The sequence below is a fragment of the Pseudoalteromonas sp. B62 genome, assembly GCF_037162565.1.
GTDB lineage: Bacteria > Pseudomonadota > Gammaproteobacteria > Enterobacterales > Alteromonadaceae > Pseudoalteromonas > Pseudoalteromonas fuliginea.
This window is the reverse complement of record NZ_JARLVB010000001.1, coordinates 280,454-303,628: the sequence shown is the minus strand read 5'-3', so window position 1 is coordinate 303,628 and position 23,175 is coordinate 280,454. Positions and strand designations below refer to the sequence as shown.

General features: G+C 39.4%; 19 protein-coding genes and 2 pseudogenes. 15 read left to right on the top strand and 6 right to left on the bottom strand.

Features of this window, described 5'->3' with window-relative positions; all coding sequences use genetic code 11:
* Positions 1–3 precede the first annotated feature (3 nt).
* From P4S71_RS01195 to P4S71_RS01155, 9 genes are all read left to right on the top strand, one after another.
* Positions 4–408, top strand: coding sequence for a nuclear transport factor 2 family protein (locus P4S71_RS01195; RefSeq protein ID WP_024595765.1), 405 nt, complete (start codon positions 4–6; stop codon positions 406–408).
* Positions 409–469: 61 nt separating this feature from the next.
* Positions 470–1,711, top strand: a complete 1,242-nt coding sequence (locus P4S71_RS01190) for an ATP-binding protein (RefSeq protein WP_337149868.1) — start codon at positions 470–472, stop codon at positions 1,709–1,711.
* Positions 1,708–2,235, top strand: coding sequence for a response regulator transcription factor (locus P4S71_RS01185; RefSeq protein ID WP_337149867.1), 528 nt, complete (start codon positions 1,708–1,710; stop codon positions 2,233–2,235). Before P4S71_RS01190 ends, P4S71_RS01185 begins: the two co-directional genes overlap by 4 nt.
* Before the next feature lie 24 nt (positions 2,236–2,259).
* Positions 2,260–2,682 (top strand): thiol-disulfide oxidoreductase DCC family protein, encoded by a 423-nt coding sequence (locus P4S71_RS01180; protein ID WP_337149866.1) that lies wholly within the window; start codon positions 2,260–2,262, stop codon positions 2,680–2,682.
* A 241-nt stretch (positions 2,683–2,923) separates the two neighbouring features.
* Positions 2,924–3,154, top strand: a complete 231-nt coding sequence (locus P4S71_RS01175) for an FAD/NAD(P)-binding protein (protein WP_337149865.1) — start codon at positions 2,924–2,926, stop codon at positions 3,152–3,154.
* A complete protein-coding gene (locus P4S71_RS01170) occupies positions 3,112–4,716 on the top strand; it encodes a flavin monoamine oxidase family protein (RefSeq protein ID WP_337149864.1) in 1,605 nt (534 codons plus the stop codon). Before P4S71_RS01175 ends, P4S71_RS01170 begins: the two co-directional genes overlap by 43 nt.
* Positions 4,703–6,460: an alpha-keto acid decarboxylase family protein gene (locus P4S71_RS01165; protein WP_337149863.1), complete on the top strand. Its 1,758-nt coding sequence runs from the start codon at positions 4,703–4,705 to the stop codon at positions 6,458–6,460. The genes P4S71_RS01170 and P4S71_RS01165 overlap by 14 nt, the downstream gene beginning before the upstream one ends.
* Complete coding sequence (locus P4S71_RS01160; RefSeq protein ID WP_337149862.1) at positions 6,457–8,166, top strand: FAD-binding oxidoreductase; 1,710 nt, start codon at positions 6,457–6,459, stop codon at positions 8,164–8,166. The genes P4S71_RS01165 and P4S71_RS01160 overlap by 4 nt, the downstream gene beginning before the upstream one ends.
* Before the next feature lie 237 nt (positions 8,167–8,403).
* Positions 8,404–8,682, top strand: a complete 279-nt coding sequence (locus tag P4S71_RS01155) for a peptidylprolyl isomerase (protein WP_149605028.1) — start codon at positions 8,404–8,406, stop codon at positions 8,680–8,682.
* 184 nt (positions 8,683–8,866) lie between these two features.
* Here the strand turns inward: P4S71_RS01155 and cysB are convergent, their stop codons facing one another.
* Positions 8,867–9,844: an HTH-type transcriptional regulator CysB gene (gene cysB / locus P4S71_RS01150; protein WP_337149861.1), complete on the bottom strand. Its 978-nt coding sequence runs from the start codon at positions 9,842–9,844 to the stop codon at positions 8,867–8,869.
* Between the two features lie 300 nt (positions 9,845–10,144).
* Between cysB and P4S71_RS01145 the strand changes: the two genes are divergently transcribed.
* The 4 genes from P4S71_RS01145 (at position 10,145) to P4S71_RS01130 (ending at position 15,205) form a co-directional block, all read left to right on the top strand.
* Entirely contained in the window at positions 10,145–10,903 is a 759-nt protein-coding gene (locus tag P4S71_RS01145; protein WP_096794473.1) for a hypothetical protein, read from the top strand.
* An 844-nt stretch (positions 10,904–11,747) separates the two neighbouring features.
* Positions 11,748–12,916, top strand: a protein-coding gene (locus P4S71_RS01140) for an IS3 family transposase (RefSeq protein ID WP_442961640.1) whose coding sequence is annotated in 2 segments (ribosomal slippage) — positions 11,748–11,994 and positions 11,994–12,916 — 1,170 coding nt in all. Because the reading frame shifts where the segments join, the coding sequence is not laid out codon by codon here.
* A 348-nt stretch (positions 12,917–13,264) separates the two neighbouring features.
* Positions 13,265–13,786: a hypothetical protein gene (locus P4S71_RS01135; protein WP_337149859.1), complete on the top strand. Its 522-nt coding sequence runs from the start codon at positions 13,265–13,267 to the stop codon at positions 13,784–13,786.
* A 1,218-nt stretch (positions 13,787–15,004) separates the two neighbouring features.
* On the top strand, positions 15,005–15,205 hold the full coding sequence (locus P4S71_RS01130; RefSeq protein ID WP_337149858.1) for a hypothetical protein: 201 nt from the start codon (positions 15,005–15,007) through the stop codon (positions 15,203–15,205).
* A gap of 278 nt (positions 15,206–15,483) precedes the next feature.
* Here the strand turns inward: P4S71_RS01130 and P4S71_RS01125 are convergent, their stop codons facing one another.
* The 5 genes and pseudogenes from P4S71_RS01125 to P4S71_RS01105 all read right to left on the bottom strand — a co-directional run bounded on the left by P4S71_RS01125 (position 15,484) and on the right by P4S71_RS01105 (position 19,314).
* Positions 15,484–16,143, bottom strand: coding sequence for a DsbA family oxidoreductase (locus tag P4S71_RS01125; RefSeq protein WP_096794475.1), 660 nt, complete (start codon positions 16,141–16,143; stop codon positions 15,484–15,486).
* A gap of 114 nt (positions 16,144–16,257) precedes the next feature.
* Positions 16,258–17,478 carry a M24 family metallopeptidase gene (locus P4S71_RS01120; protein WP_138490371.1) on the bottom strand — a complete coding sequence of 407 codons (1,221 nt, stop codon included), beginning with the start codon at positions 17,476–17,478 and terminating at the stop codon, positions 16,258–16,260.
* Positions 17,479–17,579: 101 nt separating this feature from the next.
* The gene (locus tag P4S71_RS01115; RefSeq protein ID WP_337149857.1) at positions 17,580–18,188 is read right to left on the bottom strand and encodes a flavin reductase family protein; all 609 of its coding nucleotides are present in this window, start codon (positions 18,186–18,188) and stop codon (positions 17,580–17,582) included.
* Positions 18,189–18,197: 9 nt separating this feature from the next.
* Positions 18,198–18,919, bottom strand: a pseudogene (locus tag P4S71_RS01110) (SDR family NAD(P)-dependent oxidoreductase).
* The gene (locus P4S71_RS01105) at positions 18,916–19,314 is read right to left on the bottom strand and encodes a thiol-disulfide oxidoreductase DCC family protein (RefSeq protein WP_096794478.1); all 399 of its coding nucleotides are present in this window, start codon (positions 19,312–19,314) and stop codon (positions 18,916–18,918) included. The pseudogene P4S71_RS01110 and the gene P4S71_RS01105 overlap by 4 nt, the downstream one beginning before the upstream one ends.
* Positions 19,315–19,434: 120 nt before the next feature.
* On the opposite strand from P4S71_RS01105, the pseudogene ppc reads away from it, so the two are divergent.
* Both ppc and cdd read left to right on the top strand, forming a co-directional pair.
* Positions 19,435–22,080 (top strand): annotated as a pseudogene (gene ppc / locus P4S71_RS01100) (phosphoenolpyruvate carboxylase).
* A gap of 135 nt (positions 22,081–22,215) precedes the next feature.
* Positions 22,216–23,142 (top strand): cytidine deaminase, encoded by a 927-nt coding sequence (gene cdd / locus P4S71_RS01095; RefSeq protein WP_337120881.1) that lies wholly within the window; start codon positions 22,216–22,218, stop codon positions 23,140–23,142.
* The last annotated feature ends 33 nt before the right edge of the window (positions 23,143–23,175 follow it).

Genomic DNA, 23,175 nt, shown 5'->3' with positions numbered 1-23,175 from the left:
GTTATGAGCAGCAAAATAAAAGTGTCGTTGTTTAATCATTTGATTGACGCTGAGCGCCAGTTACTAGACCCAGAAGTTCGCCAATCTGAGCGCGCATTAGATGCTTTACTCGATGATGAATTTATCGAAATTGCTGCCAATGGCACTACCTTTAATAAATACCAAGTACTAACTCGTTTACCTACCGAGGTTGTGCCACAGTTTTATAATCAGCATTTTAAGGGCCGAATGCTAAGCGATGATGTAGTGCAACTTAGTTACCAAGCTGCTTTTAGGCGCTCTGCTCGCGCTGAGTTTAATTATTCATTGCGTATGTCGCTTTGGCGTAAAAGTAATGAACAATGGAAAATGGTGTTTCATCAAGGAACGCCTTGTGCACCGTTTTCAATTTCGATGGATGATGATTAAAAATCACATAACCGTTAAAATAACCTTATTAAACATTTGATTGGGCAATTACCTCTTGTTAATGCGTACCGACCCCACCATTAGTCGACTATTAATGCTGCGAAGCGGCGCTATTGCCGTGCAATTAATTGCGGTGCTTAGCGTTTATTTTTTATTAGAACATCAAATTGCATTACTGCCATTACTGATTGTTATTGCCGTTGAGGCTGTGTTTCAGCTTATTAGCCTGTTTGCCTATCGTAATGTGAGCCGCGCTAAACCTTTGGGTATGTTGATGCAGTTAACCGCTGATGTATTATTTTTAACGGTTTTACTCTCACTAAGTGGCGGTGCAACTAATGCATTTGTATCACTGTTATTGCTCCCGATAATGATAGCAGCTGTTACGTTGCGAGAAAAAGGATTAGCTTATATTGCGGTATTAGCCATTGCCGCATACAGTTTTTTACTTATAAAGATGCCCGATCACAGTATGCATCAAATGAATATGAGTGGTCATTTTATTGGCATGTGGGTTAATTTTGTTTTAAGTGCTAGCGTAATCGCATTAGTGATTGGCGCAATGAGCAGGGCACTTAAAGAGCGAGAGCGAATTATTGCAAACGTGCGTGAAAAACAATTGCGTAATGAACAGCTTGTTACCCTTGATGGGGCCGCTGCACAAATAACCCATCAACTAGCGACCCCAATTGCAAACTTACAGTTACTGTTTGAAGAGTTATTAGAAGAGCAACCAAACAACCCTATTGTTAAACACATGCAAGCGCCGCTTACTCAATGCAGTACACAGCTTAACGACTTTAGAAAACTCTCAGAGCAATTACGCCTTAAAAATTCACAAGAGCATACCACCGTAAAGCAACTGCAAACGCAAATTACAGATACGCTTTTACTGCAATACCCTGAACAGCAAATTAAATGGATTACGCCACCTATTGCGGCAACGCTATTGAGTGATGCGATGTTATTGCCTGCAATTTTAAATTTATTGCAAAACGCCGCGCTCGCTAATCAAAAACAAGGCCAAACTCAATTAGAGCTGAGTTGGCAGCAAGATAACTTACATAGTGAATGCGTTTACTTGTTAATTCGCGATTTTGGCCGTGGCTTTTCATCATCGCAATTAGCAGAACTTGGCGGGCAACTTATGCCAAGCGATCAGGGAATGGGGCTTGCTGTGCTTTTATCAAATGTTACTTTTGAGCGTTTAAATGGCTCACTTACCTTGTTTAACCATGCAGATGGCGGCGCTGTCGCCAAAGTTAAACTCGCTATTGTAAACACCGAGAAAACAGCCTCATGAAGTTACTTATAATTGAAGACGACATTAATTTAGCCAGCACACTGGCAAGGCGCTTAACTAAACAAAGCTTTACCTGTGAGGTGGCCCATAACCAAAGTGATGCGTTACTTGCTGCGCGTAAATTATTGCCCGACTTTGTTTTATTAGACATGAAACTAGGCGATGACAATGGCTTGGCGTTAATAAAGCCGCTGCGTAGTTTGCTCCCCCAAACTCATATTGTTTTACTAACTGGGTTTGCAAGTATTGCAACCGCAGTAGAGGCAATGCGGTTAGGTGCAAACGATTACCTTACTAAGCCGGTTGATATGGCAACATTATTAAAAGCGCTTAACACCGAGCCTGTGGCATTGGCATCGAATGTTATTGATGATGCGGTTATGTCGCCGGAGCGCTTAGAGTGGGAGCATATTCAACAAGTATTACACAGTAATAATGGCAATGTGTCGGTTACCGCGCGGCAACTTAATATGCATAGGCGTACTTTGCAGCGCAAGTTACTAAAAAAGCCGGTGCAACAGTAAAGTACTTAATTTAAGGAAAGTTTTATGGGCGATGATGCAGCTATATTAATGCAAAACCAAAAAATTATTTTATTTGATGCGCAATGTAAGCTGTGCAGCGCGTGGTGTAATTTTATTATTGCTCACGATAAAAATACTATTTTTAAATTATGCAGCGTGCAATCTCCAAAAGGAGAACTGTTGTTAACACACTTTGGTTTTTCAACCAGTGAATACGCTTCAATGGTGCTTGTTGAAAATGGTAAAGCATTTACACAAAGCCATGCTTTTTTTAATGTTGTTAAGCAGCTAGGTTACCCATACAAACTAGCAAACGTATTTAGTATTTTGCCAAATAGGTTTAATAACTGGTTGTACGATAGGGTTGCTTTAAACCGCTATACCTTGTTTGGAAAATATCAGTATTGTAGAATTCCCGCACCAAGCGACGCTGCGCATTATTTGTAACTTGGTTGTTATTGGCGCTGCCGCTAAGAATAGAATAACGTTGATATTTATCTTAACTTTTGTCAGATAAATTACAGCGAGTGTCTAGTTTATTTCACAGCTTATCTCATTTTCTAATACAAGAACCGTCGTTGCTAGATGTGGTTGGACAGATATTTGTCATAGAGTGTAATAAAGCGTAATAGAACTTTGTAGTCTTTATGGGTAACTTTAGCTTAATCTAGCTAAGGAAAAGACGACTATGAAAAACGAACTTGATATAGCAATTGTTGGTGGCGGTGTGTCTGGTGTTTACAGCGCGTGGAGGCTACAACAGCATGAAGGCAAAGAAAAGCGTATTGCGCTATTTGAATACAGTGACCGCATAGGCGGGCGTTTATATAGTAAAAAGTTACCAGGGTTACCAAATGTAGTTGCCGAGTTGGGGGAATGCGCTTTATTCCTTCAGATCACGTTATGGTTAATGCATTAGTTAATGATTTGAACCTGAAAACGCAAAACTTCCCAATGGGCTCTTCCTTACCCATGTACCCTGATTCAAAAGATCCCGCTGTGAAAGATATAAAAGCGGGCAGTGAAAATAATCTCTTTTATTTGCGCGGTCAGTATTTTCGTTACCGAGATTTTGCGCAGTGCCCTGACAAAATACCTTATAAGTTAAACGCATCTGAACGCGGCTATGGACCCGAGGATTTACAAGTTAAGGTGATGAACTTAATTTGTCCTGGTTTTGCTGACATGAGCTTGTGCGAGCAAATGAAAGTTAAAGTATTTGGCAAAGAGATCTGGAAGTATGGTTTTTGGAATTTACTTGAGCGAGTACTAAGTAACGAAGCTTATTTATTCATGAAAGAGGCGGGCGGGTACGATGCTAATGTTGCTAATGCAAGTGCGGTTACTCAGCTCCCAGCAACAGAATACAGTGATGACACTGAGTTTCTCACTCTCACAGATGGATTTCAGGCACTGCCATTAACGCTGTGCGCGCAGTTTAAAGCGTTAAAAAGTTGTTTAGCCGAAGACGAAAAAGTACAAATGAATAAACGGCTAGTAAAAATTAACTACCTGAATGATCCTGATTATCGATATGAATTAATATTTCAATCAACGTGTACAGATCAATACGGCAAAACAATTGATGACGTAACCGTCACTGATCAGGAAATTGTAAAAGCGAAACAACTAATTTTGGCAATGCCACGACGTTCATTAGAACTTATCGAGTCGGAGTTTTTTGCTGATCCGTGGTTAAAAGAAAATATCCCTTCAGTACTTATACAAAAAGCGCTAAAAATGTTTATGGCTTACGAGCAGCCTTGGTGGCGAAGCTTAGGCCTAGTTGCAGGTCGTTCAGTGACCGACTTACCAATTAGGCAAACATATTATATGGGAACAGAGTGCGACCAAGCAGGCGGTTTACCAAATACAAACTCGTTATTGATGGCGTCATATAATGACATTGGCTCTATCCCCTATTGGAAAGGCTTGGAATCTGGTGAGTTATATTCAGGTTATACACCCAGCTATGGATGTGAAGACTATACCCCACAAGAAATAGTCCCTAAAAGCCAATGCCAAATAACCACAGGTATGGTGGAATCCGCACATAGACAAATTGAAGCGCTTCATGAGCAAAAAGAATTGGCGATGCCGTATTCTGCCATTTACCAAGATTGGGGAGACGCCCCATATGGCGGAGGATGGCATGAATGGAAAGCAAATTACCGTTTAGATGAAATTATGTGTCGTATGCGCCACCCTGTTGAGAAAGAAAAGATTTATATTATTGGTGAGGCGTACTCATACGAGCAAGGTTGGGTTGAAGGTGCTTTAAATACAGCAGAATCAACACTCGAGGAATTTTTTGATTTACCCACACCATGCTGGCTAAAGCAACAACATAACTATTTACCCGTTGATTGTAATAAAGCCTGTAACGATAAAATTGAAAAAAAACAGCCTAATGCATGCAGTAAAACGCTAGACGAAGTAACAAAATTTGCATACGAAGGGATTAACCATGAGTACCAATAAATTTACAGTTGCTGACTATTTATTAACGCGCTTAAAAGAGCAAGGCCTAGATAAAATATTCCAAGTACCGGGTGACTATGTACAGGAGTTTATGAGCGCACTTGATAAGTTTGATGGTATTGATGCGGTTGGCGACATAACGGAGTTAGGTGCAGGTTATGCGGCCGAAGGTTATGCTCGTTACAAAGGGATTGGCGCAGTGTCTGTACAATATGGAGTCGGTACATTAAGTGTTATAAACGCAATTGCAGGGGCCTATGTTGAAAGAAATCCTGTGGTGGTGATAACGGCCAGCCCATCAATTGATGATCGAAAAATTATCGCAGATACCGGCGCATTATTTCATCATTCAACGGGTAACTATAAATCAAACCAAACTATATTTGAAAGTGTTACCGTGGCAAGCGAAATACTGTCAGATCCTGAAACGGCTCCTCAAATTATCGATGCAGCGTTGGCGTGTGCAATAAAAGAAAAAAGGCCAATTTACTTAGAAGCTTGGCAAAATGTGTGGGGAGCAGAATGCCCGACTCCAGCGTACCCGCTTGTTATTACCGATACGTCCGTTGATTTAAATATGCAAAATGCATTACTACACGCGGCTATACAAAAGCTAGAAACTGCACAACAGCCAGTAATCATGCTTGGCATAGAAATAGCGAGATTAGGTTTACAAGATAAAGTAGAGAAGCTTTTAACTTCGCTTAATATTGCGTATACCACTACCACGTTAGCTAAATCGGTGATCAGCGAGCGAAGTGGAGTCGGTCACGATTTATTTGTAGGCACCTATGCAGGTGAAGCCTCATTACCTGAAACGTTCGATTATGTGTCGCAGTGCGATGCAATTTTAGCGCTTGGCGCTATTTTTACTGATGATTACCTCACTATGCTAACTAAGCAAGGCTCTGATCTAATAAGAGTTAATATGGATGGTGCGCTTGTTGGCAATAGTGATCACTTCATCCATACCAGCTTAACTGTATTTATTAGCGAATTGACGGCATATTTTGAGCGATCAACTTCGTCTTTGAACTCAGTCTCTTTTAAGTTAAATACACCATTAAACACTGAGCTTGCTGATTTTCACAGCCAAATAAGCTACGAAAGCTTCTTTACTCTTTATCAACAAGAGTTAAACGGATCTCGTAGCTTAAAAGGTTACAACCTTATTTTAGGTGAAAGTTCATCACTTTATATGGCTGCAAGATTGATTGGCATAGAAAAAAGCCACTTTGTTAGTGATGCCGCGTGGGGATCATTGGGCCATGAAACCGGATGCTCTTTGGGTGTGTCACTTGCTAATGATAATCGCAGTATAGTTATTGCAGGTGATGGTGGTTTTATGATGATGTGTCAGACACTCTCAACACTGAGTCGTAATCACTGTAATACCGCTGTATTTGTAATGAGTAACGAGGTGTATGCCATTGAGCAATCATTTGTAGATATTTGCGCATTTACACCTGAGGGGAAATTTGCTCCTTTTGATGAATTACCTTCTTGGAACTACGAAGCATTAGCTCAAGCTTACGGTGTTAAATATTTAAATGTCAATTCGGTGGCGGATCTGCAAAATGCACTTAATATCTTATATGAAGATACGTCAACGCCTTACTTCATTAAAGTTGATATTGCACGTGATGATTTAGCGCCAGCAATCCAAACGCTTGCAGAATCAGTAACAGGTCAAAAACGTGACGAGTGTATATGTCACAAGGATAATAAAGGGAATATACGATGAATAACCCAAATACAGTTCATGAAGTTTCGCAGCTGCCGCACGAGCAACTTAAAAGCGCACAGAGCCTGATGTTAAACTATTGGAACAATACGCTTAAATTTGTTCAAGCACTTAAATCTTCGGGTTTTAAGGATGATCAGCTGCTAACTCAAGCATCATCCTCGGTGTCTGAAACTCCAGGTTTAACAGGGTATCAAGCGCAAACCCTTATATTTAATACTCGTTTGCGATTCAATCCTGCAGTTATCGTAATGTGTGAATCAACAGAAAATGTAGCACAGGCTTACAAGCAAGCAATTAGCTTAAACTTACCGATCCGCGTTCGTTCTGGTGGGCACGATCACGAAGGGGAGTGTACGGGCACCGATGTGATTTTATTAGATTTGAGCCGATTAAAAGAGTTTAACGTTAAGAAAGTGAACGGTGACTATATTGCAAATATAGGCTCCGGTTATCGCTTTTTTCAGGTGGTACCAAAGCTTGCTGACAATAACCCGCCATTGACAATACCGCATGGTACATGCGCAACAGTCGGTTTGGCGGGGTTCATTCAAGGCGGAGGCTGGGGGCCATGGACTCGCAGTAAAGGCATGTGTTGTGAATCGCTAGTGGGGGCTACGGTTGTATTAGGCAACGGTGAAGTTATCGAAGTAAATGCTGAGGACGATATTGTTGATGCAAACGACCCATCCCATAAAAAACTACTATGGGCACTACGTGGTGGCGGGGCATTAAGCTACGGTATTGTTACCCACTTTAAAGTAAAAGCATTTGAGATCCCAGACGAGATCCATCGCTTTGTAATAAACTGGAATACTAATGAGGATGATTTGTCTACGCTTGAGCTTTTATCGCGATGGGAAGACGTTATAAATAATGCAAGTACCGACAAGCTGGTAGGCACTAATTTAAAAATTAATGCTATTGCGGCTAACAGTCAAAACAAGCTTTTGTACCACCCAAGTACCATGTACGGCTATTGGCAGGGAAGTTGGCAAGCGTTAGAACAATTTGTCTCAAAGTACTTTCCAAATAGTACGCCAATACATCAAGGTACAGATACTAAAGCGAACTATAATAGTGCATTAATGGGAAATTGGTCACGAAACTCCCTTTTCGATGTATTAAAAAAGCAAAAGCGTTTAGGTAGTTTAGCTAATGCCGATGGCACGCCATTTACGCCTGATTTTGATGCACCAGCACCCCATAAATTAACCTCTAAGGTTGTAAAAGGTAGCGGTTTAACAAAAAACGGAAAAGAGCAGTTAATTCAAAGTTTAACGTCAGATCTGATTAATGCTAAGAGTAGTGATTTAGGTTTATTCAGCTACGTTACACTTGGTGCAATTGCAGGTCCTTTTTATAATGAAATAAGCGAAAAAGAAGCAAACGCCCGCGTTTCATTTCCTTATTCAAAATCGCAGTACACTATTCAGTACCAAACATGGTGGAATGAGTCTGTTGAGTTAAAAGAACAAGGTCAAAATAATGAAGTCTACAATTACATTAATAGAGCAATGGATTGGATTGAGGTAAGCCGAGAGACCCAAATTGAAGGGACTGAAGGCGCATTTATTAGCTTTAAAGACAGTGCAATTCCTACAAAAGACTATTTTCTTGGCTGTTATGAGGATCTTATGAAGGTAAAAGAAAGGTATTCGCATGATCCTGCTAACCACCTGAGGTCACGTAAAACGATTATTTAATTTGATCGTATTAAGCTTTTTTAAGCCATAAAAATCTAAGTTAGCTAAAATGTCATTTTTATTTTATTAAAAAGTAAAAATGGCATTTTTAATCGGATATAAGATTCTAGTTAAAATCTATAAATCTTTGCAAGGCGTGTGGTAACTATAGCTATGGTATAAGTAGATGCTAGGTGTATGGGGTTGTGTTAAAATCGCCGCGTTTAATTTTAGCTAACGGTAGAAAAGGCTTTTTTCATGGCAAATACAGCACACGCACTTCACATTTTGGTTAAGCACAAAGAGATTGCAGAAGATATTATTAAGCAGTTGGGCAAAGGTGCAAAGTTTCAAACCTTAGCTAAAAAGTATTCGTCATGCCCATCGGGTAAAAAAGGCGGTGATTTAGGTGAATTTGGTCGTGGGCAAATGGTTCCACAGTTCGATAAGGTTGCGTTTAAAGGCGCAATTTTAGAGCCTCATCTAGTTAAAACAAAATTTGGCTGGCATGTAATTAAAGTACTTTATCGCACGTAATAAAATGATTTTTTGGTATTTGCGTGTTGTGATTGCTTGTATATGGGAAATGACCACATCGCTGTAAATTTAACCTTTGAAGATAAACACGCGCTAACCTAAAATTTTGGGTTGTTTACTATTATAAAGTATTAAAAAAACCGCATTTTATATCTACGCGGTTTTTAACTAATTAAATTATTGATTACTTAACTGGTAATTCGATATCTGCAAATAATTTATCTACATCATCTTGGTTACGCAATAAACTTGCTCGTTCAACACGTTCTTTTGTTAGGTGTGGTGCAAAACGCTCAATGAAGTCATACATATAAGTGCGTAAAAAACTGCCTTTTCTAAATCCAATTTTAGTGGTACTTGCCTCAAATAAATGGCTCGCATCAATACAGACTAAATCGGTATCACTTATTTGATCTATTGCCATTGAAGCGACTACACCGACCCCTAACCCTAGACGAACATAGGTTTTAATTACATCAGCATCGGTTGCTGTAAATACAATATGGGGTTCAAGACCATGTGCACTAAATGCTTTATCTAGTTCTGAGCGACCCGTAAAGCCAAATACGTAAGTAATGAGCGGATATTGCGCTATGTCGGCAACAGTTAAATTATTTACTTTTTTCGCAAGAGGATGGTCATTTGCAACAACAATACTGCGATTCCAGTGATAGCATGGCAACATAACCAAATCTGAATAAAGATGAAGTGCCTCAGTCGCAATTGCAAAATCAGCGTCGCCACGAGCAGCTGCGTCTGATATTTGTTGTGGTGTACCTTGGTGCATATGGAGTGAAACCGCAGGATATTTCTTCATAAATCCTTGAATAACACTCGGAAGAGCGTAGCGGGCTTGCGTGTGAGTTGTTGCAATATTAAGCTTACCTTGATCTGGTAATGTATGCTCATTTGCAACCGCTTTTATGCCTTCTACTTTGGAAAGTATTTCTCGGGAAATATTAATTATTTCTTCGCCAGCGCCCGTCACATGGGTTAAATGTTTACCACTGCGGCCAAAAATTTGTACACCCAACTCATCTTCTAACATACGTACTTGTTTAGAAATACCAGGTTGAGAGGTAAATAAACTTTCAGCAGTTGCTGAAACATTTAATTTATGATTTTGTACTTCTACGATATATCTGAGTTGTTGTAATTTCATAGCTGCATATTTTAACGTTGTTATTCATATAATTTATAAAGGTAATACGTGTTAAACCCAAGCGTTTTTTAATTTTAAAATTCACCTTGAGTTTTAGGCATACACATTTATCTGTTTGGGATCTAAGGCTAGCACAATAAATATGCTTCAGATAGCAATGATTATCCGAGATAATCTTATAATAGGCCCTCCTTGTAATGCTTTTTTAGCATATTTATAAGTTAAGCAGCGCAAAGCTACCCTGTTAGTATATATTTAATGTAAGATTAAAAAATTAGATATGAATCCGAGAATTACACTATGATCGTTTCAATTATTATTGTGCTCATAGTCGCACTTATTGTGATTGCGCTTTGGGTAAGTGCTGTACAGCAACACAAAGAGAAACAAGAAGGCGAACGTCGCAAAGAGCTTACAAAGCAAAAGGCGATAATAGAAGAGACTGAAGAAGCACTTGCGAATAGTGCCAACATACCTTTGTCCGAATCTATTATTCGCGTACTACAACGCCGTGTTTATGAAGCGCTGAAAACTATGGTGGCAAATTCCACTGGTTCAAAGGCGCTTAAAAACAGGTTAAGTGAAGCAAAAGAGCATCTTACGCAACCTGTTCAAGGCAATAATAATGACTCGCTGTCTTTACCAAGTAACGACAAACAGCTTGTAAGTCTTATCCAAGGTATAAAAAAATTACGTATAGTGTTACGCTCAGAACACAATAAAGGGCGAGTTGATAGCCAAGTGTTTACGGTTGAAGATAAACGATTAGAAAAGCTTCAACTTCGTATCAATATAGAAAGCCAAATAAAACGCGGTTTATCAGCACGTTCGGCAAACATGGTAGGTTCTGCTAGGCAATATTTTGAAAAAGCCCAAGTTACTCTTAACGGGGTTACTTATTCTGACGAATATGTTTCAGCTAAACGCCAAGAAGTGGAAGGTTATCTAGAGGCAATTAGTGTAGAGCTTCGGGCATCGAATGCTAATGCGCTTAAAAAGAAAAACGAACAAGAGCAGGACGACTTGGATATATTATTTGCTCCTAAAAAGAAATGGTAAATATGTGTTATCAGCGATAAGCATCCTTTCATTTTAAATTGTTATTTGAAAGCCAGAAACTTTCTGGCTTTGTATATTTTTATTTCAGCCTACCCCTCAACTAAAATGCTTGATCAGCTTGTCGTGTTGTTACAGGTAATCGGTACTCGAATGATAAATCTAACACCCATCCTAATTTCCTTAGCGAAAAATGGAATGAAAAATAAACTTTAGCCAAAAAAGTAAATTTAGTGGCGCAGTTTTGTTAGTCCAATTAATGTGGCAGTCTACTTTGGTTTTTGAAGCAACTATTACTTAGCCAAGAATCTATATATGGTAATTAAATGATTGAAAAAATTATTGGTTTCGTTCTTTTATTTTTATTCTTACTATCATTTTTAAGTGTGCTCGGCAATTTATTAGCTGCTTTACTTAATCCTATTGAACTGAAGTTAATTGCCTTCAAAAGGTTGAGTATATCCTTGGCTATACTGATAGTTACATTTTTAGTCGCATATAAATTAGGTTATTTTATTGATAAGTATAAATAAAGGAAATAACAAAGACACATATAGGCGTTCCCTTTTAGTCAAAACGAGTTAGTTTATAAACATAAAAAATTAATGCTTTTCATCTTATTTAATATCACTGTAATGGTGCGTCGCAATCTTTTTGAAAAGCAGAGTTACTAAAAAATAATGATGACACCCTGCATAATTTTATGTGGTGAAAATTATTTACGGGAATCGAAGAGGGTGGGTTTAAGTTAAGTCCTTTATACTACTGTGAATAATAACACCTTGACGTGGTTTAATGGATTCGACTACCCCAGTTAAGAGATAATCAACTTAACTGGAGATCGATAATGACAAAACGTAAAAAGTATTCCAAAGAATTTAAACTTGATGCTATCGCATTAGTTGTTGAGCAAAACTACTCACAAGCAGAAGCCTCTAGAAATTTAGGGGTAAATCCCAACATGCTTGGTCGCTGGATAAAAGAAGCTGAAAATGATGATGGGCATGCTTTTAGAGGGAACGGTAATTTAACCCCTGAGCAAGAAGAGATCAGAGAGCTAAAAGCGCAAGTGAAACGCCTAGAAATGGAGCGTGAAATATTAAAAAAAGCGACGGTCTTCTTTGCCAAAGAAACGAAGTGAAATATTCGTTCATAACCCAATACAAGAAGACCTGGCCTGTGGCGACAATGTGCCGAATACTGGGTGTAAAAAGTAACAATTACTATAGTTATCAAAAGCGATTCTCAACTAAATCAGAGGATCCAACACATCAAGAAATGATTGATTGTGTCAAGGACATAGCGCACTTCAGTGATAATACTTACGGTGAAAGGCGTATTCAGAAAGTCTTAAATGCACTCGGTTTTCCGGTGAGTCGTCACAAAACAGCACAGCTAATGAAAGAGGCAAATGTCTGGGTGCGTTATAAAAAGAGATACAAAGTGACAACGAATAGTGAGCATAATAAGCCTATTTATCCCAATGTACTTGAGCAAAACTTCAACGTTGAAGCAGCTGATCAAGCCTGGGTACAAGATATTACTTATGTTTGGACTGCAGAAGGTTGGTTGTATCTGGCGGTAGTGATTGATTTATATTCGCGCAAAGTCGTTGGTTGGAGCATGGGCTCACGAATGAAAGCGCAGCTTGTCTGTGACGCACTGACTATGGCGATGTGGCAACGCCAGCCCAAAACAGGGTTAATTATCCATTCAGGTCAAGGGGTTCAATATGCAAGCCACCAATATCGTAAATTGCTCAAGTCAAATGACTTCATTGGTAGCATGAGTAAGAAAGGCTGTTGCTGGGATAATGCTGTTGCAGAAAGCTTCTTCGGTAGTTTGAAGCAAGAGCGCGTGCATTGGAAAAACTACCCAACGCGTTATGAGGCTCAACAGGATGTAATGAATTACATCTGTATGTGGTACAACAGTCGTCGCTTACATTCGTACTTAAATTATCAAAGCCCAAATGACTTTGAAGAACGAATCGAAACATTAGATATGGTTTCTTAACTAGGGTGACTGAATTTAGTTGACCACGTCACCTCCTTATTACTGTATGTTGACGATAAAAAAATAACGTTAACATCCATCCTAATTTTCTTAGCGAAGAACGGAGTAAAAAAGATGAAATCTTTGCCAAAAAGATTAAATTTAGTGGCACAGTTTTGTGGTTAAATTAAGATGGCTGTCATCCTAATTTCTTGTATGGGGTACGTTGGAGTTGAAGCTTCAGCTATCATTGGAACTGCTGAAGGCTATATGAATTATAGTTATCCTGTAGTAGAAAATTTTAACGTAATAAGCAGTACTTTCATAGAGTCGTTTTATAATCAGTCTAAGGGACCGCTGGGGGATTAATTGAGTAAGTTTTTATTTTTTATATTGTTAGTAGTATTTTTTTGCCATCAAGCAAAGGGTAATTGTAGTGAGAATGTTACTTTAGAGTTGATAAAGGATGATATTGACGCACAACAGGAACTCGAATGGAAAGATGTTTCTAATATACTAGAACAAGGGATATTGCAGAATGACAGCACTGCGTATTTTCTGTCTGGTTACATTTTATATTTGGGAGCATACAACCAAAATCCAGATTATAAAGAAGCTAGAAAAATGCTTTCAATTTCATCGGATTTAGGGAATATAAGAGCAAAGCATATTCTGGGTAGTTTTTTAATTACAAGTGAAAAAGCAGAAGATGTATATAAAGGTACCAAGCTACTAGAGTTATCTTTTGAGGAAGGTATTTTAGATTCTAGTGTAAATTTATATTATGCATATCAACTTGGAAAATATGGTGATATTGCTTTTCTAAAAATTCCTTACGTAAAGCATCTGATGTGGGTGATGATGAGGCTGCTATATTATTCGGTCAATTGACTTTAGATGAAGCAATGAAAAAGAATGATTCAGAATCACTATTTAAAATGGTTTCTTATCTATCAAACAGAGCTGATAAGCAAGGTTTTTCAAATGATATGTATAAGAACTTATATTATCTTTTTTTGGAGTATACGGCCTGCGAGACTCTCCGTTAAAAAATAGTATTTATGCGGATTATTATTTAAAAAAAGCGGCTGAAAATGGACATGAATATGCAATAAAAATACTTAATGAAAATGAATAGGTCCAGGTCTCTTTTTGCTTTTTTGTTATAATAGTTATTTTTACTGGTTCAATTGTTGCTGTTGGTAAAGGTAGTGTTAGTGAGGAAATCACAAATATTACCAGCATTAGTTCTGGGATACTTGTACGCATTAATGCGAACAAAGTGCCTGGGTATCGCACTAGTGGCCGAGTATAGATGATAATTAAACAAGAAAAAATTAACGTGACCCCCATCTTAATTGGGAGAGCTTTTCTTGTTCAATTAAGGGGCCAGCACCACTGAATTTTGCTATATAAATTAGCTGTTTATGTTCGTCGAGACTCAAATAAGTTACTGTGTCGGATGGCGCTTTGCTTATCCGACCTACGTTTTTAAATATATATGATGGGTGGTACCTTCTCTGCTAAGCTAGTTGCCAATATTGAATATTAGGCGGGTTCGAAAAAAATTAACGTGATAAGAAATTAACGTGACACCCATCTTAATTGGGAGATCTTTGCTTGTTCAATTAAGGGGCCAGCTCTACTTAATTTTGCTATATAAATTAGCTGTTTATGTTCGTCGAGACTCAAATGAGTTACTGTGTCGGATGGCGCTTTGCTTATCCGACCTACGTTTTTAAATATATATGAAATTAACGTGACACCCATCTTAATTGGGAGATCTTTGCTTGTTCAATTAAGGGGCCAGCTCTACTTAATTTTGCTATATAAATTAGCTGTTTATGTTCGTCGAGACTCAAATGAGTTACTGTGTCGGATGGCGCTTTGCTTATCCGACCTACGTTTTTAAATATATATGATGGGTGGTACCTTCTCTAAGAAATTAACGTGACACCCATCTTAATTGGGAGATCTTTGCTTGTTCAATTAAGGGGCCAGCTCTACTTAATTTTGCTATATAAATTAGCTGTTTATGTTCGTCGAGACTCAAATGAGTTACTGTGTCGGATGGCGCTTTGCTTATCCGACCTACGTTTTTAAATATATATGATGGGTGGTACCTTCTCTGCCAAGCTAGTTGCCAAGCTAGTTGCCAAGCTAGTTGCCAAGCTAGTTGCCAAGCTAGTTGCCAAGCTAGTTGCCAAGCTAGTTGCCAAGCTAGTTGCCAAGCTAGTTGCCAAGCTAGTTGCCAAGCTAGTTGCCAATATTAGGCGGGTTCAACTTAAATTTTTACGCAGACGAAAATAGCGTTGCCTGGGCGTTCTGCCCATCAGCCGAAATTAGTTGACCACTACAGATACCCATCCTTATTTTTATACTGTAAAGATCATTTATGAGAATCCTAGAGGCTGTGTTAGAGATAAATCACTTATGATGTTACGAATAACCACACGCATTTAGTGCTGTATGTTGACGATAAAATATCTAATAAATTTATAGTAAGGTGATTATTGTTCGCTTACTTATACGTAATAAAAAAGCTGCAATGTGCAGCCTTTTTTAAGTGTTAAGCAACAATTTACTCGTTAAGCGTCTTGCTTGGCTTCTTCTTCACTAATTTGTTTTAGTGCTTGAATGAATGAGTCGCTTGGCTGTCCGCCAGTAAGTGCATACTTATCGTTTATGATAAATGTAGGTACTGACGTAATACCCATTTGTTTAAAGTTGTCTTGCTCTTGGCGTACGTCTTGTACGTATTTGTCTGAATGTAGAATACCGCGCGCAGTTTCTTTATCAAGACCTACTTTTTCAACAACGTCGAGTAGTGCTTCTTCTTGATTTAAGTATTTTAAATCAGTGAAGTGCGCTTCAAAAAAGGCAAGTTTTAATTCGGTTTGCTTACCTTCTTCACCTGCCCACATTAATAAACGATGCAAATCAAAGCTGTTGATCATGATGCGTTTGCCATCAAAATTAAAGGTAAACCCAGCACGCTGACCGGCTTCGAACATGTTTTTACGATTTTCGTCGCCTTGCTCTTCACTTAAGTTGTACTTTTGCATTAAATGTTCGTTTAAGTCTTGACCTTCAATTGGCATATCTGGGTTTAGTTCAAAAGGATGCCACGTAATATCTGCGCTCATTTCGTCTTTGAGTTGCTCTAATGCAGTTTCTAGGTTTTTATAACCCACTACACACCAAGGGCACATTACGTCTGAAACGATATCAATTTTAAAGTTTTTCATATTTATCCTTTTGAGGATTGCTTTGGTATAACAGGGGATATTGGGATGAACTGCACTTTATCAATACCAAACTAAAAAGAGCAGCTAAACAGCTGCTCTTGAAGGTATTCAGTTTTAAGCGTTAAGCCCAAATGGGTCGTCAATGCTATAACTTGGTTGTGTAAACCAATGAGGGCCGTTGTCGGTCATGTAAAAATGATCTTCTAAACGCACGCCAAATTCATCGGGTATAACTAACATTGGCTCGTTACTAAAGCACATGCCTGGGGCAAGTAGGGTTTTATCACCGCCAACTAAGTATGGCCATTCGTGAATATCTAGCCCAATACCGTGACCCGTTCGATGCGGGCAACCCGGTGTTTGGTACTGCGGGCCTAGCCCTTGCGCTGCTAAATAGTTACGTGCGCCCGCGTCAACGTCTTCGCACGTAGCACCAATTTTAGCTGCATTAAATGCCGCCATTTGCGCTGCTTTTTCATGATCCCAAAACATACGTTGGCGCATTGTTGGTTCGCCAAATACATAGGTACGGGTTATGTCTGATAGGTAATCGTGTACTTTACAGCCAGTATCAATTAGTACCATATCGCCTTTTTTAAGTATTTGGGCATCTTTAACACCGTGCGGGAAAGACGTTGCAACACCAAATAAAACAATACAAAAATAGTTACCTGGTGCACCTACTTTTTGGTGTGCTTGCTTAATAAAAGCTTCTACTTCGGTGGTGGTTATTCCCTCATAAAGCATGCTTGCTGTGGCTTGATGTACGGCTAAGGTCATGTCCATCGCGCGTTGCATTAAGCTAAGTTCATGAACTGATTTATGCATACGGCAATGCGCCGTTACAGGTTGTGCATTTATGAGGGTTAAACCCATTTGTGCTTTATTAATGCCGTCGAATATAAAAAATTGTGCGCTTTCATCAATGCCAATAGTTGCGTTTTCATTAATGTTAAGTTTTTTTAGTACTTCAACAAAAAGTGCATAAGGATTTTCGTGCTCTTGCCACCCATGAATAGGCCCATCTATTACTTTAAACCCGTTTAGTGAACCAATTTCGAAATAAGGCGCAATGTATTGTACTTCACCAAGGGCGGGTAATATCGCACCAACCATGCGCTCGCTCGCGTACCATTTCATGCCTGTAAAGTAGGTAAGGTTGGTGCCAGCGTTTAAATAAATTGCATCTATGTTGTTTGCTAGCATATACGCTTGCGCCTTGGCTATGCGCTCTAAATGTTCGTCAGCAGCAATAGGGGTTAGCGTTTGCGTCATGTTACTTAGGCTTGCCAACGCTTGCTCGCTTGATTGTGTACCTATACCTATGGTGGTCATGTTTTTCTCCTTGGATTTTTAGCTAGTGTGATCAATACCAAGGTAAAATTCAATGTTATGCGATAAGAGGCTATTAGTTTACAGCCTCTTAAAAGGGCATATTATTTTTTAGCGTAAGGTAAACGCGTGAGTTTATTACTTGTGTGGTAGCTATCAAGCCCGGTTACTGCCACGGTTTCAATAGCCTGTAAATCTAAAAAGCCATCACTTTGAAGTGCTACTTCATCTAAATACACATCAGTGATTTCACCTATCACAAGCTCTGTGCCATTGATGGCTAAATGTTGGTTTTCTACAAATTTAACCGAGTACTTTAAGCGGCTTTCTTTAACAAAAGGCGCTGCAAAGTCGTTTAAGTATTCGGGCGTTAACCCCGTCGTATCAAACTCAGACTCATTTTTATCGTAACGAGCTGAAGTTTGATGGGCTTGCTTATAAATCGCTTTATTAACCTGGTTAATGGTGTAACTACCTGTTTCAATTATGTTTTCGAACGTATGTCGAGGCACGCTATTTGGTCGCATTATCATGCCAACTAGCGGAGGGTGAGCACCTAAATGAATAACAGAGCTAACAATGGCGAGATTAGTATTGCCTTGTTTGTCTTGCGTGCCAATTAAGTTGGCGCTTTTAAAACCCGAAAGCGAATTAATTAAATGAGTACGGGTGTGTTTTTCAAGTGCGTTTATGCGCTCTTTAGTAAAATGCATTAAAGGTCCTTACCACGGTATAGTTTCGCCTTGCCAATCTAAGTAGGCAGGCTCACCATTGAGTTCTAAATGAGGGTTATTAAAAGTAAGTGTAAAAAGCTGCTTAGCTACAAATTCAGCTGTAAAGAGTTTTCCAGCGGGTACGTTTTTTTGAAATGGCTTTGAAAGCGCAGTATCAGTAGTCCCTGGGTGAAATAAAACGAGCTTGGTATTTTTAGCTCGGCGTGAAAGCTCAATCGCTGCGGTTTTAAATAGCATGTTAAGCGCAGCCTTGGAGGCGCGATACGTATACCAACCGCCTAATTTATTGTCGTTAATGCTGCCCACACGCGCACTAAGTGCTGTAATAGTACACTGCGTTTTATGTGTTAAAAGCGGCAAAATACTCTGCAAGCAAAGTAGGGGAGTTAGGGTGTTTGAATTTAGAAGTTGGCTAAAATACTCAGCGTCTAAATCCTCCAGCTTTTTTCGGGCATATGGGTTTCGTTGTGCAGTGTACCATTGAATATAATAACTTGTTGTATATCGGCATTTTGCGCTTTTAGGTAATTAGTAACGCTCGCTAAACTTTGTTTTGTGTAGTCAGTATGCAGGTGGACAACACTTGAACCAGATTCAATACTTTTTGAACTAATACAAACGATCTGATGAGTAGGCGTGTTTATTTGTAAATGTTCTATATATGCATTTGCTATGGCACTGCTTGCGCCGAATAAAACAATGGTTTTCATTTATCACCTTTTGCTTTTAGTCCACATTGGCCGTTACTGCACTGAGTATTTGGCATTAAAAAGCGACTGATGGGGTGCCGATACTTAGCAAATAACAGGTATCCGCAGTCAGCGAAGAAGCGAATTATTGGCAAGCGAAAAATTTTCAACCAGCCGTGTTTACCCACTATTTTCCATGCTTCGTACGTTACATCAAGCCCGTAAATCATTTCACCTGATAGCTTTTGAGCTTGCAGATAAGTCATTGCTTGGTCTTTATCAATATACGAGTAGCGCTCACTAAAGTCGCTCGCGTTAAGATCTTCAAGCGTAATTAGATTTTTAGAATCAGCGTGTTTTAGTTGCTGCATTTCGGTGCTGCAAAGGGGGCAGTTACCATCGTAAAAAATGATCATGTAATTGCTTTGTGATTATTTTATATATATTTTTTTACGACAAGACATTGCAAATGGATCTATTAAATATCCCTACATGATGATATTAATAGTGCCCTACGAAATAAAGGAGAATGATAAATGAGTGAACAATACGCCGCCTTGCGAGGTAATGTAAATTTACTAGGGCAACTTCTAGGACAAACAATTAAAGATGCTCAAGGCCAAGCTATTTTAGATAAAGTAGAAGAAATTCGGGCTTTATCTAAATCATCTCGCAGTGGTAATGAAGACGACAGACAAGCGCTAATAGATGTTTTACATGCGCTTAGTGATGAAGAGCTTTTGCCGGTTGCCCGTTCATTTAATCATTTTTTAAACCTTGCTAATGTAGCAGAACAATTTCATACCGTTTCGCGTTTTAATGACGTTGGCCTTGGTCAACAAAACCCTCTCACTCAAACATTAAAAACGTTAGTTACAAAAGCAGAACAAGGCCAGCTAGACAGTAATCATTTGGCCGAAACACTCTCAAAACTCCACATAAACTTAGTATTAACCGCTCACCCAACCGAGGTGACGCGCCGTACTATTATTAATAAACATGTTGAACTAAGTGATTGCTTAGCGTCGCTTGAGCGAAAAGATAACTTACCGCTAGAGCGAGATGCTATTTTAAATCGTATTGAACAGCTTATTAGCCAGGCTTGGCATACCGACGACATTCGTCGCTCTCGCCCAACGCCAGTTGATGAAGCTAAATGGGGTTATGCGGTAATCGAAAACAGTCTATGGCACGCTGTTCCGCGCTTTTTACGTGAATTTTCAGCCAATGTTAAAGAGCAATTAAGTTTAGAGCTACCAAAAGATTACAGCCCGATTGAATTTACATCGTGGATGGGTGGAGACCGTGATGGAAATCCATTTGTAACATCGCAGGTTACAGCAGAAGTGCTTGACCATGGTCGTTGGATGGCGCTTAACTTATATATTCAAGATTTAAAAACGTTATGCGCTGAACTCTCTATGTCAGATGCCAGTGATGAGCTTATTGAGTTGGCAGGTCAAGACTTTGAACCATACAGAGCGGTGATCAAAAAGCTTAAAAACCAAGTTGCAGAAACAGTAGCTCATCTTGGCGCTAAAATTAAAAATAAGCGTAGCGATTCACAAGATTTAATTACCGATATTAATCAGCTTAAACACCCTGTAGAGGTTCTGCTATCGCTCGTTATTAAAGTGTAATATGAAAGTCGTTGCTGATGGCTTATTGCTTGATTTACTGTACCGTATTAATAGCTTTGGCTTGCGTTTAGCTAAACTCGATGTGCGCCAAGATTCGTCTCGCCACAGCGATGTGTTTTCAGAGCTGACTCGTTATTTAGGTTTAGGCGACTACAACCAATGGCAAGAGCAAGACAAACAAGCTTTTTTACTTACTGAGCTTAACTCTCGCAGACCGCTTATTCCAAAACATTGGCAACCAAGCCCTGATGTTCAAGAAGTGCTAGACACCTTTGATGTTATTGCTAAGCAAGACGAACAAACATTTGGCTTGTATATTATTTCGATGGCGCGAACAGCATCAGACATTTTAGCAGTACAATTATTGCTAAAAGAAAGCGGCTGTAGCTTTGATTTACCAGTAGCACCGTTGTTTGAAACACTCGACGATTTAAACGCAGGCAGTGATGTAATTACTACATTACTTGATAATGTTTGGTATCGCGGGCACATTAAAAACACCCAAAATGTAATGATTGGTTACTCTGATTCTGCTAAAGATGCCGGCATGATGGCAGCTGGTTGGGCCCAGTACGAAGCAATGGACAAACTAGTACAACTTGCTGATGAGCGTGGTATTGAACTTATTTTATTCCACGGACGTGGTGGCACAGTAGGGCGTGGCGGTGCACCTGCCGCACAAGCGCTGCATTCACAACCGCCAGGTTCGTTAAAAGGGGGTTGCGTGTAACCGAGCAAGGCGAGATGATCCGCTTTAAATTTGGTTTACCCGATGTAGCACTGCAAAGCTTAAATATTTACGCAGGCGCGGTACTACAAAGTAACTTATTACCGCCGCCGGAGCCAAAACCGCAGTGGCGCGAAGTAATGAAGCTAATAAGTGAGGAGTCGTGTGAACACTACCGTAATGTAGTTCGCCACGATGAAAACTTTGTACCTTACTTTAGAATGGCAACACCTGAGCTTGAACTGTCTAAGTTACCGCTTGGTTCTCGCCCTGCAAAACGTAATCCTAATGGCGGTGTTGAAAGCCTGCGTGCTATTCCATGGATTTTTGCGTGGAGTCAAAACCGTTTAATGCTTCCGGCATGGTTAGGTGCGTTAACAGGCTTAAAGGCTGCGCTTAATAAGTACGGCGCAGAAACTCTAACCGAAATGAGCTTACAGTGGCCGTTCTTTAGATCGCGCTTAGAAATGCTAGAAATGGTATTCAGTAAAGCCGATTGCTGGTTGAGTGAGCATTACGACAATGCGCTGGTGGAAGATATGTACAAACCATTGGGTGTAACACTTCGTAAAGAGCTTCAAGAAGCTATTAGCTTGGTGCAATCACTTAGCCCACAAAAAAGCCTACTAGCCGAACAACCTTGGATTAAGGAGTCGATTAGTTTACGTAATCCGTATACCGATCCACTTAACTTACTACAGGTTGAGCTTTTACGCCGTGCTCGCTCAGAGGAAAAACGAAACGAAGGTGACATTGATAATGCGTTAATGATCACTATGACAGGTATAGCTGCAGGTATGCGTAATACCGGCTAACACTTTATTTTGTTAGGTATTCCTCTTGGTATTAAAAGGGAGCACGCGATGTGCTCCTTTTTTTGCGTTAAATAGGCTGGTATTTAACACCCTAACCTTTTAAACTACTTAGCCATTGAATAATTAAAAAATGTTATGGCTTCAGCAACTTTTACTGTACAGCAAGATACAGCACTTACAAATTCGCACATCACATTAAACGTAGCGCAAACAGCGTCATTACGTAGTCAATTAAAATCACAACGTGGCATATTAAATTCTAGTAATATTAAAGCGTTATGCGCTCAACTCAATGTGTCTGATGATGCATTACTACAAGGTTTAGTACCTTTAGCTTCTGAGTATGCCGTTGCGCCAGTGTCAGATTTTCATGTAGGCGCAATTGTTAAAGCACTTGATGAAAACGGTGAGGTAAACTTTTACTTTGGTGCAAATGTAGAGTTTGATCATCAAGCATTGAGTTTAGTGGTTCATGCAGAGCAATCGGCTATAAATAACGCATGGTTAAACGGCGCTAAAAAAATAGTTAAAATTGCGATTAGCGATGCGCCTTGTGGGTATTGTCGCCAGTTTATGAACGAACTAGCTGATGCGAAAGAGTTTGATATTTTACTTCCTGATCAGCAATTTAAACTTGCTGAATTACTGCCGCATTCATTTGGACCTACCGATTTAGGTAACGAATTTAGCTTATTTAACCCAAAACCACAGCAAGGTAATTTTAGCTTTGATGGCCTTGATGAAACCCTTGCGCGTTTTGCACTTAATGCGTACGTGCCTTACAGCCAAAACTTTAGCGCCGTAAAAATAAGTACATTTAGTGATGGTGATTTTTACGGAAGTTACGCCGAAAATGCAGCTTACAGTCCAAGTTTATCGCCACTACAAAGTGCACTAAGTCAGTTCTTTTTAGCTGGGCTTAGCTTTAACGAAAGTACAGTAAAATCAATTACACTTTTAGAAACCGCAGGCCATGAAAACCAAGCGGGTGTAGCACGTGCTGTACTTGCAAGTTTTAAAAATCTACCGGCAATAGAAGTAATTAGCGCTCAGCTAAAATAACCTCTTAAAAACAATAAAGCACAGCCAGAGCTG